The sequence below is a fragment of the Candidatus Poribacteria bacterium genome, assembly GCA_021295755.1.
Lineage (GTDB): Bacteria > Poribacteria > WGA-4E > WGA-4E > PCPOR2b > PCPOR2b.
Window position 1 is genome coordinate 1,060 of sequence record JAGWBT010000030.1, and the last position, 12,009, is coordinate 13,068.

11 protein-coding genes and 1 pseudogene are annotated in these 12,009 nt (G+C 50.8%); 7 read left to right on the forward strand and 5 right to left on the reverse strand.

From position 1 onward, the window contains the following. Positions 1–219 precede the first annotated feature (219 nt). Positions 220–1,137, reverse strand: coding sequence for a D-2-hydroxyacid dehydrogenase (locus tag J4G02_05885; protein ID MCE2394108.1), 918 nt, complete (start codon positions 1,135–1,137; stop codon positions 220–222). A 223-nt stretch (positions 1,138–1,360) separates the two neighbouring features. On the opposite strand from J4G02_05885, the gene J4G02_05890 reads away from it, so the two are divergent. From J4G02_05890 to J4G02_05905, 4 genes are all read left to right on the forward strand, one after another. Continuing rightward, the gene (locus J4G02_05890) at positions 1,361–2,464 is read left to right on the forward strand and encodes a serine hydrolase (GenBank protein MCE2394109.1); all 1,104 of its coding nucleotides are present in this window, start codon (positions 1,361–1,363) and stop codon (positions 2,462–2,464) included. Positions 2,465–2,564: 100 nt separating this feature from the next. After that, the gene (locus J4G02_05895) at positions 2,565–3,257 is read left to right on the forward strand and encodes a phytanoyl-CoA dioxygenase family protein (GenBank protein ID MCE2394110.1); all 693 of its coding nucleotides are present in this window, start codon (positions 2,565–2,567) and stop codon (positions 3,255–3,257) included. Further along, positions 3,226–3,378, forward strand: coding sequence for a hypothetical protein (locus tag J4G02_05900; protein ID MCE2394111.1), 153 nt, complete (start codon positions 3,226–3,228; stop codon positions 3,376–3,378). Before J4G02_05895 ends, J4G02_05900 begins: the two co-directional genes overlap by 32 nt. A 58-nt stretch (positions 3,379–3,436) precedes the next feature. Continuing rightward, complete coding sequence (locus tag J4G02_05905) at positions 3,437–4,471, forward strand: Gfo/Idh/MocA family oxidoreductase (protein ID MCE2394112.1); 1,035 nt, start codon at positions 3,437–3,439, stop codon at positions 4,469–4,471. Between the two features lie 24 nt (positions 4,472–4,495). On the opposite strand, the gene J4G02_05910 is transcribed toward J4G02_05905, so the two are convergent. Then, positions 4,496–5,878, reverse strand: a complete 1,383-nt coding sequence (locus J4G02_05910) for a hypothetical protein (GenBank protein MCE2394113.1) — start codon at positions 5,876–5,878, stop codon at positions 4,496–4,498. 562 nt (positions 5,879–6,440) lie between these two features. Here J4G02_05910 and J4G02_05915 point away from each other — a divergent pair. Then, complete coding sequence (locus J4G02_05915; GenBank protein ID MCE2394114.1) at positions 6,441–7,907, forward strand: arylsulfatase; 1,467 nt, start codon at positions 6,441–6,443, stop codon at positions 7,905–7,907. 37 nt (positions 7,908–7,944) lie between these two features. Here the strand turns inward: J4G02_05915 and J4G02_05920 are convergent, their stop codons facing one another. Beyond that, entirely contained in the window at positions 7,945–9,168 is a 1,224-nt protein-coding gene (locus J4G02_05920) for a hypothetical protein (GenBank protein MCE2394115.1), read from the reverse strand. A gap of 171 nt (positions 9,169–9,339) precedes the next feature. Here J4G02_05920 and J4G02_05925 point away from each other — a divergent pair, with 171 nt between their 5' ends. Together J4G02_05925 and J4G02_05930 are read left to right on the forward strand one after the other, a co-directional pair. After that, entirely contained in the window at positions 9,340–9,582 is a 243-nt protein-coding gene (locus tag J4G02_05925; GenBank protein MCE2394116.1) for a prevent-host-death protein, read from the forward strand. Further along, positions 9,551–9,823: a Txe/YoeB family addiction module toxin gene (locus tag J4G02_05930; protein MCE2394117.1), complete on the forward strand. Its 273-nt coding sequence runs from the start codon at positions 9,551–9,553 to the stop codon at positions 9,821–9,823. The genes J4G02_05925 and J4G02_05930 overlap by 32 nt, the downstream gene beginning before the upstream one ends. Positions 9,824–9,836: 13 nt before the next feature. On the opposite strand, the pseudogene J4G02_05935 reads toward J4G02_05930, so the two are convergent. Next, positions 9,837–10,489, reverse strand: a pseudogene (locus J4G02_05935) (ABC transporter ATP-binding protein). 85 nt (positions 10,490–10,574) lie between these two features. Then, on the reverse strand, positions 10,575–11,804 hold the full coding sequence (locus J4G02_05940) for an ABC transporter permease (GenBank protein ID MCE2394118.1): 1,230 nt from the start codon (positions 11,802–11,804) through the stop codon (positions 10,575–10,577). Between the last annotated feature and the right edge of the window lie 205 nt (positions 11,805–12,009).

The following is a 12,009-nucleotide window of genomic DNA, read 5'->3' on the forward strand; positions in this document are numbered from 1 at the left end:
CGAAGTTAAGGCGTTAATCCGCGACCACATCACAAGCAGATCTGAATGGGCTGACTGGGTCGAACAAACACGACACATCACACAGGAATTCCTGCCGGTCTATGAGGGCGAGGCAAAAGCGGTTCCTTGGGGTACATTTCCCGGCGAAGATTTTCAGTAGAGTCCCTCCCAGCTGCTCCTGAAGATGACACGTCGCAGAAGTGGTGTGCCAAGGTCGGATTAGAATCCTCGTTTCAGGTCTACCAGATTGGTGAGAGGCTCTTTGGCGAGGTATCGCCGTAAATTATCATAAAAAATGGCTTTGCCCGCAGCAGCGGTCTGGGTTGAACCTCCAGAGCAGTGTGGGGTTATTAGCAAGTTCGGCGTATTCGCTGTAACATCCAATCCAGCGCCGGCAAGTTGCCCGTCGTTCAACATCTGCATGAGTGTATCTTCGTCTATAATGCCTCCCCGCGACACAACTATCAGGTAGGCTGTCGGCTTCATGAGTCTAAGCTGTTCAGGACCGAGCATCCCTGCGGTTTCCGGTGTGATTGGAGCTGCAACCGCCACGACATCTGAACGCTGCATCAGGTCATCCAAGCCATCCAACAACCTTAGTTCACTAACAAAATCGGGCTTGGGCACTTCGTTGATATCAACTCCAATGACCTCCATCTCAAAGCCGTGACCGCGCTTGGCAATGGCACGACCGATATTTCCCATGCCCACCACCCCCAGCGTCAAACCGGTCAATCCGACCTGAGGCCCGCTGAATGGACGTGTCCAGTTGTGTTCGCGTTGTGCATCCAAAAGACTTGGTAATTGGCGTGTAAGGCTAATCAACAATCCAAAGCCGTGCTCGGCGATCGTGGCAGCGTGAGAACCACGGGTGTTGGTGACAGTGACATCGCTCTCCGCTATCTCAGAAATTCGTGCCAATCTCTCTACCCCAGCACCCGTATTTTGAATCCACTTCAACTGTTTGGCTGCCAGAAATGCTTCCCGACTGATTGCGCCAAAAACAGCCTCAGCATCAACAATTTCGCGTAAAATATCATCTTGGTCAGCAGCAACGGTGAACTGTACTTGGGGAAAGGTTTTCTGTGCTTCTTCGAGTCGCTCTTGGGACCATGGTGAAGCAACAAGTAATTTCATAGAAATTGTGCAGCGGGAGCCTCAAAATTCAGATTTAAGCACTCAACCGCTTTTCTCCTTTTTCAATTGAGTTGTGAACGGCAACAGGATATACTAGGGCAAACTTTCTGTCAAGAAAATAGCTAAATGACGTGCTAATAAGACAACACACACAGAGAATAAAACGTAAAACGTGAAGCGTGAAAACAATTTGTTGATGGGTTATTGAGGGAGGAGGCATTGGATGACTATTGAACTTCCCGATTGGGTAACATATCCTGAAGATGACTGGGTTGAGATTACGGCAGAGGATGCCGGGCTTGATCCTGAAAAATTCAGCACCTTCATAGGGAGCATGGAGGTCAAGGGTGCGTCTTTCGGTGGAGAGGATCACTCGGATAACAAATACGGTGCCGTGATTGCTCGTGGCGGTTACTTGGTTCACACTTGGGGCGATCGACATTATCGCCATCAAACCGCCTCCGTCGGAAAGGCTTTTATGTGGGCGCTTCTCGGTTTCGCGGTCGCAGACGGACGCATCGATCCGGACGAGCCGATCCACAAACAGTGGACCGGCGAGGATGAACTTTCTCACCCTCACAAATATTTGACCGAAGGGCATCATAAGAACCTGACTTGGCGGCATATCATTGGATCAAAACACGAGTCCCTTCACTACGGGGGATTCCCGATAGAGTTAGGAATCCGTTGGCGGGAAAAGGTAACCGGGCTTGAGGCAGCGAACCTTACACCGGGGGTTCCTGAATGGTCCAAATGGACCGGTGATCCGTCCTATGATCTCTACTCTCACGCCGAGCCGGGCACAGTTGGTCTCTATAGTAGTGCCGGATTTTGGCGTTTAAGCCAAGCACTTACCTACATCTTGGGGAATGACCTGAAGAATATTATTCAGGAGCGACTCTTTGACCTGATAGGGATTCCCGCAGAGCGATGGGATTGGCTTACCGGCGGCTATGTCAAAGACCACAAATATTTGTATCCCACGATTCCAGATTCGTATACCTATCTCGATCCTCCCTATGAGGTTAACGGGAACCCTGTCCGTAGTGGCCCCGGATGGGTCGTCATCAGTGCGTCGGACCTCGCTCGGTTTGGTCATCTGAACGCGACACAAGGGATTTGGAAGGGTAAACAGGTCATCGATCCTGATTGGCTACGGGGTCACAGCGGAGGGAATAAGAGCGGAACGAGTGGCGAGTCTAAGTATTTCACTGCAATGGGAGTCGTCACAACTGAGGGTTTTGAATATAGGCACGCAACTGAGACAACGAGTTTTCTGCCTGAAGAATTGTTCGCTGGACCCGTGCGAGTAAAGGGGAACTCATGAAGCAGCAGTTGAGAGAGCTTGGGGACATCGACCTAAAAATTAGGCACTCAGATCCGACCGAGGGGCCAGCCCGCAGCCAGCGACTCTAGAGGAGGTTCAAATGTTGAAACTTCTGAATGAAAATGCTATCGAACAATACAGTCGGGAAGGGTACTATTTCCCGGTCAAGATACTAGACAATGAAGAGGTAGCAGCCAACCGAGCACAACTTGAGAAATTTGAAGCCGCTCAAGGCAGCCCCATTGCGGGAGCGCAGCGGAGCAAGTCTCATCTGCTCTTTACATGGGTTGACGCTCTGATGCGTCATGAGAAGATTCTTGATGCGGTCGAGGATCTGATCGGGCCTGATATTCTCTGCTGGAATACATTCTTCTGGATCAAGGAGCCACTCAGTGAGACTTTCGTCTCGTGGCATCAGGATCTGCGCTATTGGGGTCTCGATACCGACCACTTGGTCAGCGTATGGTTGGCACTCTCACCGGCAACGCCGGAGACTGGTTGTATGCGGGTTCTACCGGGCAGTCATAAGGGTGATCTTCTGCCCCACGCAGATGAGTATAAGCAGCATAACCTCTTGACCCGTGGTCAGGAAATTGCGGTGGAGGTCGATGAAGCCAAGGCTGTGGCAATGCCGCTACAGCCGGGTGAAATTTCGCTTCACAATGTACGGTTGGCGCACGCATCGAGTCCCAATCGGTCAAAAGATCGACGTATTGGTCTTTCGATGCACTATATGCCCACCCGCACCAAGCAGACCATCGGTGAATGGGACAGATCGGTTTGGCCACTTTAAGGAAGCTCCGCGTCCAGCCAAAGATATGGATCCTGATGCAGTTCAGTTCCATGAGAAGGCTACCAATGCTGTTCGTGAGATTCTGTTCAGCGACGCTGAGAAAGTGCGTCGGACGCTTTGATCTGTCTGTCGATACACTCAAGCAGTTATTGTTGAGCTTCGCTTTAGGAAGGTAGGGCATGAATCAACTCAAGGTCGGTATAATTGGCTGCGGGGCGCATGGACGTGGGCATATTCAAGGCTACACGGAGATTCCCAACGCAGAAATCATCGCCATTGCAGACGTGAATCTAGACAGGGTGCGAGAGGCAGCAGTTGAATTTGGTGTCCCACACCATTACACCAATTACCGGGAAATGCTCAAGCATCACCCAATGGACATCGTTAGTCTCGCCTTGCCGCCGTCAGCCAACCGGGACGCGGCGGTGGCTGCCTTTGAAGCGGGTGCCAATGTGCTGGTCTCCAAACCGTTGGCGATGAATCTCGCTGAAGCGGAGGAGATGGTCGCAACGGCAAAGCGATGCGGAAAACTAATGTCAATGGGCTTACAAAATCGTTCCAATCCTGAAGTGCAGGCGTTGCGTCAATTCCTTGCTGACGGGAAACTGGGTAACGTTTACCACACGCGGCTCTGGCACGGGCATGTGATGCACATCCCCGGCACCCCCACCATGTACAAACGTCACCTAGCAGGAGGCGGCGTGCTTTTCCATACAACCGTTCATCTTCTCGACGCGACCCTCTGGGCGTTGGGCAATCCGAAGCCGGTGCGGGCTTCGGCGGCAAGCTACCAGAAAGTGCGCCGGATGAAGACGCCGCTTATTACATGGGAAGGATCGGTGACAGACTGCGATATTGAAGACTTCAATATCGGTTTGATACACTTTGCAGACGGTTCAACCATGGCGGTGGAAAGCAACTGGATGATGCACCCACGTTCCCGACCTAGCGGCACTGAAATCTTGGGCGACTGGGGCACTGCCAGTCTACGTCCACTGCGAGTTGCGCTTGAGGAAGGCGATAACATTGTAGATGCAACACCCCGTGCCGGCGAGACAAGCCAGTTCGGCAGTGTCTATCAAGACTTCTGCCAGAGTATTCTGGAAAACCGCTTACCCATTGTTCGGTTCAGTGAAATGCTCGATGTGCAGCGGGTGATGGACGCACTGTACAAAGCGGCCGAAAAGGGCAGGGAAGTTATAATCGCTGACTGACCTCTAGGAACGATTCAGGCAACTCTACGAATAAAGCGCGAAGAGTTTGGCGTTGTTGAGGTAGACCCTGACTTTGAAGAGTCCTACCGATTGAGAAACCATCTTATCCTCAAGACCGCTAGTGCTGGTGTCTGCCGATGTCCTCTGATCTGCCTTCCATCTCACCTGATATTCCGTCTCATCACTGGTAAAAGGCACACAGTCATCTTTGGAGAATCCAGAGATCACCCGGTCAAAAGGATCTACCAGTTCCACCTGCAATGATCCACCTGCAGCATCGGCGTTTATCCACAACGAATCCGGCCTGATGCTGAGAGATGTCGTGGTGACAAGGCCTTCTTTATCCGCTCTTAGACAGACCAATCGATCCTTCTGAATCTTCGCCAGACTTATCCCGCGACGAGTCGGCTCACCATGGCGAGGTGACTCACCGTGTAGGTCATTTGAACCACCATAATAGACCCAGATCTCCTCGCCGCGCACAAAGGGGGCATGTGGGGGATAAACACAGCCGGAGTCAAAACTGCCGCGCGGACCACAGACCAAAATCCGCTCACGCGCACCCGCACGATGCCACGTTCGACCGTCCTTCGAGTATGTGAGTTGAACGTCCATCTGATTCATCCATTCGGGCATCCACGGTTCAATCTGATTCTGGGCAACCCATCCCTCGTTGAGCGTATGAAATACGGATAGGAATCCGATTCGAAAATCACGATACGCCAGCGAGCTCATACCGTAAAACTCGTGGTCCTGCGGGGGATCTTGTGCGTCGGGTTGGACGATGATCTGTCGCGGTGTCCAGCTTTCAAAGTCGTCGCTCTCAGACATGCAGATGATCCGCACATTTGGTCGGCCGCGCAGGTAGACGACGTACTTATGGAGATTTGGATCCCAATAGGCAACCAAGTGTGTGTCCGATCCTTCTGGGATGACCGGGTTGAGCCAGTATTTGGGAACGTTCCAATAGGTCCCATCGGACGAATACGCGACACAAACCGGCTGAACGATCCCGGCAAATCTCATTGAATCGCTCTGGAACATAAAGAGCATCTTGTACCGCTTGGCGGGATCTAGTTCGATGGGATCCTTCATGACTCCCGTCCCTGCACCCCACCTGAACATCGGAAAGACGAGGTTATTCGCTTTGCTCCCGTTGTCCTCGACGAGGTTAAGAATGGGCTTCTCCCAATGGTAGCCGTCTTGTGAGACGGCATAGGCGAGTCCATCCGCTTCTTCGCCGCGAGCGTCGCCTAATTTTCGTCCCACGCCATACCACATCTTGAAGAGGTCTTCCTCGTCGTCATAGATGACATTGATGTAGCTGCCGATGCGCCACTCATCCTCCCAAGGCTCTGTCTTCTCAATCAGTGGCTGATCGGATAGGAACGACGCCTTTTGTAGCACCCTCAAGGCTCTCTATGTGTACATCATCAATAAACAGATGGGCGGTTCCCTTGTCTGTCATATAATCCTCCTCTGTTTCTTATTGTCCCCAATTTATGGTGAATTAGAGAAATAAGTGGACATTTCCCAAAGTCCCCCTCTTCCCCCCTGATAAGGGGGGTTAGGGATTTAGGGGGTTGTTTGTGGGTACAGATTGCCTAATCTGTACATGTGCATCGGCAGTGTCTAAGTAATTCTATAATTATAATTGAATCCATTTTTCAAACAGGTGATAGCCCCGGTTATTGTATCATTTCCCCGTTACACATTCCACGCTAATCCGTCAAACCTTTGCCCTGCACCTAGGTTGTGGAATTTTCTTAAAATCGTGTCCGGTAATCGAGAATCTTCTTGACATCATCCACGAATAGGTTGATGATATTGGAATAGCCAAAGTCAATCTGAAGAGACGATCTTGAATGTATCAATGGGACAACACAGACCACTGTTGTGTCACTCAAAGTTATTCTAACGACTTAACCATTAATGATAAAACACGGATTAATATAAAAGGAGTTTTTCGATGAACCGCCCTAATGTCATTCTTATGATAGTAGATCAGATGCGCGGTGATTGCATAGGTGCTGACGGCAATACCTTTATTGAGACACCAAATCTCGATTATCTCGCCGCTCGCGGCACCCGGTTTCGACACGCTTACACCGCCTCCCCCTCCTGCATTCCGGCGCGGGCAACGCTGATGACGGGAATGAATCAGTGGCATACCGGTATTCTCGGCATGGGTGGCGGCCAGGGACCAATTCCGAATGACTTCCCACATACGTTGGCGGGTGAATTGACCAATGCAGGCTACCGGACGCATCTCATCGGGAAAGGACACTTCACGCCCCAACGCGCCAAGATGGGTTTTGAGAGTCATGAGTTGGATGAATCCGGACGGATGTTGCGCCACGGGCTGAAGGACGAATACCGCACATGGTTCGATGGGGAAAAACGGCGTGACATCACACCCGATGATCACGGTGTCGATTGGAACTCTTGGGTTTCCCGCCCGTGGCACACCGAAGAGTATCTGCATCCGACATCATGGACGATGAGCCGTGCGACTAATTTCCTTGCCCAACGGGATCGGGAACGTCCTTTTTTCCTCAATATCTCCTTCGCTCGACCGCACTCTCCCTTTGTACCTCCTGCGCCCTACTTTGAGATGTATCATAACGGCACCACCCCGCACCCGTCCGTCGGTGACTGGGCAACCTGTCACGACAAACCCGAAGACGCAGTTGACCCCAACGCATGGCGCGGGAAACAGTCGGATAGACGAATCCGTCGCGCACGGTCAGGATACTACGGTGAAATATCCTTTATCGACACCCAAATTGGTCGGTTGATGAACTGGTTTCGCCGGCATCAACAGGATACTTTTGCGGATACGTGGTTTATCTTTACCTCCGACCACGGCGAGATGCTTGGTGACCATAACCTGTGGCGCAAAACCTACGCCTACGAGGGTAGCGCTCGTATCCCCTTTATCGTCACCCCACCGACTCGCGGTTCCACAGCCTCCCGCAAAGTAGCTGATGAGGTGGTCGAACTGCGCGACATTATGCCGACTATCCTCGATGCGGCTGGCGTTGATGTTCCAAAAACCGTCGACGGGCAGAGCGTCGTCCCGCTAACACAGCAGCCCGACCCAAATTGGCGTCCTTACCTCCACGGCGAACACTGCACCTGTTATTCACATGAGCAGGAGATGCAGTACGTCACCGATGGGAAACGAAAGTTGATTTGGTTGCCACGTATTGATGAGCTGCAGTTTTTTAATCTTGAGGAAGATCCGGGAGAGTGTCATAATCGGATCGATCATCCGGACTATCAGGCTGAAGTCGCCCAGTGGAAGGGATACTTGATTGCAGAACTGGCAGCGCGGGATTGCGGCTGGGTAGAAGATGGAGAACTGGTCTCCCCACCGCCGGAAGCCCCTCTCGTTTCGCCCTACAAAAACGTCCGCTGGCAGGGAAAAGCGTGAAAATAGACTAATTTGGTTCTTTCGGATCGTCTTTTGTTCAGAAATAGAGCCGGAACGATGAAAAAAAGAGGGTTGGATAACCGCCAAACTCCGATCTGAATTGGGTTTCTTCGTCTCCAGTTTCAGGACGTTTGCCGATTCCGATGAACCCACCGGCGGAGAGGTAAATGTCCTGTGCGAAGTTGTATTCAACCTGCAAAGATGGGAACACCGAGGGGTCGGAGATGTTCGCTAGCACCACGCCGCCCAACGAGATGAGCGGCGTGATTTGGAAGGTGAGTCCGGGGCCAAAATAGTGTCTGCCCATGAGGTAGACCGCCCCGTCGGTGTAAGCCGGTCGGTCTAGGTTGGCGAGATAATCCTCCGGCTCCCCTGCTCCTGCGCCGCTGAAATGATATTCGATGAATCCGTAAGCCACCCCACCGAAACTGTAGTCCAGTCCTATTGACGCGCGGAGATAGTTCTCTGCATTGGGGTTCTCACTATCGAATGCGTTGGTGGAAACGTAAGCCACTTCAAGCCAGAAACCGGCACCGCCGATCCCCCGCGCTATGTCAAACCCTGTCATCAGATGTTCACGAAATCCCAATAGTGAAATTGAGAAATCCGTTTCTAAAGCATTCAATTGGCTCCGAAGGAAGAAGGCACTCTTTTCAAAAGCCAAATTCTCGCCGAAAACATAGCCGGTATCGAACTCTCCCAACACACCAATCGGGATCTGAACCCGAATCGCATCCACACCGATTCGGTCCTCCGTGTCTAGTTGATTGTAGGCGTAGGGAGCAATGACGTCCGTTGGGTTCACGACCCGCGCACTCCCCCATGCGATGGCTTGGCGACCAATTGTGATGTCTCCAAAATCAGCACCGTACGCAATAGAAGCCCGATCAAGGTTCTGGAAGAGACCGAAACTACCGTCCGGGTCATCCTCGTTCGGATAGATAGTGGAATCAAAGTCCGCAACGCGATAGTGGAGTGAACCCGCAGCACCTGCGATTGGCGACTCAGAAAACAGCGAAGGGTCTTGAATACGGGGGGCAAAATCGTAGGCGAGGTCAAACGAGAGCGTATCAATGGGGGCGTAACCGAGATTAAGTCGCAGTCGGTTGTTGACCGCACCGATAATTGGTTCGTCCGGCAAGGGCGAATCGAAACCTGTGGAAAAGTTTTTGTAGTATCCACTGATTTGAAGTTCAGCATTGGTCGGTTCGGACATCGCGGTTATAATCAAAAAGATAGTAACTGCAAGGATTTTTCTCACAATTTTCTCAGTCCACCTATCAGGAAAATGAATCCTATATCCACTGCAGGATTCAGGACTGTGGTATAATAGATGTATATTGAAAGCATCTCAAAAAAATCCAAACCAATATCAGGAGAAGCGTGGCTTCCTTTCTCTAATGGTGTGGGAGTTTCCGCTTAAAAGCTAAAAATGAAGACAATTCCTATTCAAATCAGCAATGAAGATTACGAATGGTTATCCGTTCAGGCAAAACAGCGGGAGATGACCGCCGCTCAAATCATCGAGGAAATGGTCAGCGACGCATCGGAAAGCGCAGAAAAAGAAACGGAATACCTGCTGAGCGATTCGAAAATGAGGGATCGACTTTTGAAATCCGGAAAAAGTGTCAAAGGAATTCCTTATGAGGTCGTCCGCAAGAAACTTGGAGTTTGAGCCTGGAGCGTTTGAAGACCTTGCATGGTGGATTCAGCAAGACCGCCGGAAAACTCGACGTATCCTTAATCTACTTCGGGAAATTCAGCGAGATCCCTTTCGTGGAACGGGTAAACCAGAAGCACTGAAAGGTGATTTATCAGGTTTCTGGTCAAGACGAATCGACAGAGCAAATCGCATCATTTACAAAGTCGAAGAAGGTAGAATTATCATTTCGGCCTGCAGAGGGCATTACGACTGAAAAAACAGGATCCCTATTTCATCTCGTCGCTCTCAACCTGTCCGTCCTTCAGCGTTATCAAACGTCTCGCCCTCTCCATCACCATTGGGTCATGCGTTGAAAAGACAAACGTCATATTTGTCTGCGTGTTAAGGTGACTCATCATATCGAGCAGGTCCGCACCTGTTCTTGAGTCTAAGTTTGCAGTCGGTTCATCCGCAAGGATAATCGCAGGTTCAGAAACCATCGCCCGCGCAATAGCGACACGTTGTTGCTGTCCGCCTGAAAGTTGGGGCGGATTTCGGTCTGCAAACCCCGCCAGGCCTACCTCCTCAAGCATTGCGGTAACGCGTCGATGCCGTTCCGCTTTGGATACACGCTGCAACAGCATAATGTATTCCACATTCTCTTCCACCGTCAGCACGGGAATAAGGTTGTACGCCTGAAAGATGAATTGTCTCGGCGAAAATCGGACAGCTCACTGCCGCTCATGCCCGACAGCAGCTTGCCCGACAGCCAGACCTTTCCCTCAGTCGGTGCATCCAACCCAGAAATGATGTTGAGAAGTGTGGTTTTCCCCGACCCAGACGGTCCCACCAACGCCGTGAACTCTCCTGATTGAATCGTCAAATCAACTCCCCGAAGTGCTTCGACAGGCACGTCATTTTCCGCATACACCTTTGTAATCTTCTAGTTAGCTCCTTGTGCAAAACGTAAAACGTAATGCGTGAAAGAGATCGTTTTGTTCTTTTCTTTTGTCACTTTTGCTGCCTCAAAAACTCCTACGCATCGCAGTCGCTGGGGCTATCTTTGCCGCGTATCGAGCGGGGTACAGTCCGGTGATAATGGTAAAAATAAACACCCAGATCGGATACAAGATGAACGGTTCAATCGTCATGATGGGATAAATGAGCTCCTGTATCGTCACGCCCACGTACTCAATGCCGGTGTAATCGATGCCGACCTTTGTGAATATCCACGTCAAGCCGAAACCGAGGATAGCACCGAGGACGATACTGACAATCGCCAACGCTCCGGCTTCAAATAAGATCAGTCGCGCCATCCCAAAAGGGCGCGTCCCCACGGCACGCAGGACACCAAACTCGAACATCCGTTCATACAGCGACATAAAAAGGGCATTGATAATCCCGAACACAACAACACCAAAGAGGATAACCCCCATGATGTACTTGCTGTATTTGGACATCTCAAATACGGCTTGTAATTGGGGTAGGATTTCCGTCCAGCCTAACGCTTCGTTGTCATGTTGAGAATACCGCCCCCAAAATGGAAGATTTTTGTCCCGTCCGTATTTTGTGTCGGTAAATTTGATGGCAATCTCATGGATACCAGAACCGATGGCAAGCATCTCTTGGGCTTTTTCCAGCCGCACAAACGCCATGCCCCCACTCATTGCGTCACCGCCAAGATGATAGATTCCTGAGATCCGAAACATCTCCTGAGACAAATCGCCGGTCTCTGACTGAGCAACGGTGACGACGACCCGATTACCAAGCGTAACCTCAAGGAGTTCTGCCAATTTCGCCCCAATCACAATATCGCGATTGTTATCCCCTTCAAAGTATGCTCCTTCCACAATTGCATCATCGATTTGGGATAAGAACTGTTCTGTCGACGGTTGGACTCCCACTAGGCTAATTGCGCTGACATTCGCCGACGAAGTAATCATCCCGAAAGCGAGCGTCCGGGGTGTGAACTGTTGGACAATTGCTTCTCGAGAAAGGTCATCGACCACTTCATCGAGTTGATTAATCGTCATTTCGACTGCCTGCGTGTCACGGAAACCTTCCCGATGGATCTGTCCATCGCCGAGAAACGAAGCGGTGGCAGTTTTGACCATGTTCTGCTCCATTCCCAGCCAAAACGCATCGGCGAAGATCAGCACAGCCAGACCGATACCAATTGCTATGGAAGCAATGATAGTACGTCGTTTATTCCGAAAAAGATTTCTCCAAGCCAGTTTAATGAGGATTAGCCACATAGCTTTGAACCTTGAACCGTGATGCGTGATAAGATTATTTGGATAATGTCAAAAGAAAGTGTAAAACGCTAAGAACGTGAAACGTAATGCGTGAAACGTGAAAAATGAACCAATGTACTAATGAACTATGGTGAATTAGAGAAATAAGTGGACATTTCCCAAAGTCCCCCTGATAAGGGGGATTTAGGGGGTTGTTTGTGGGTAC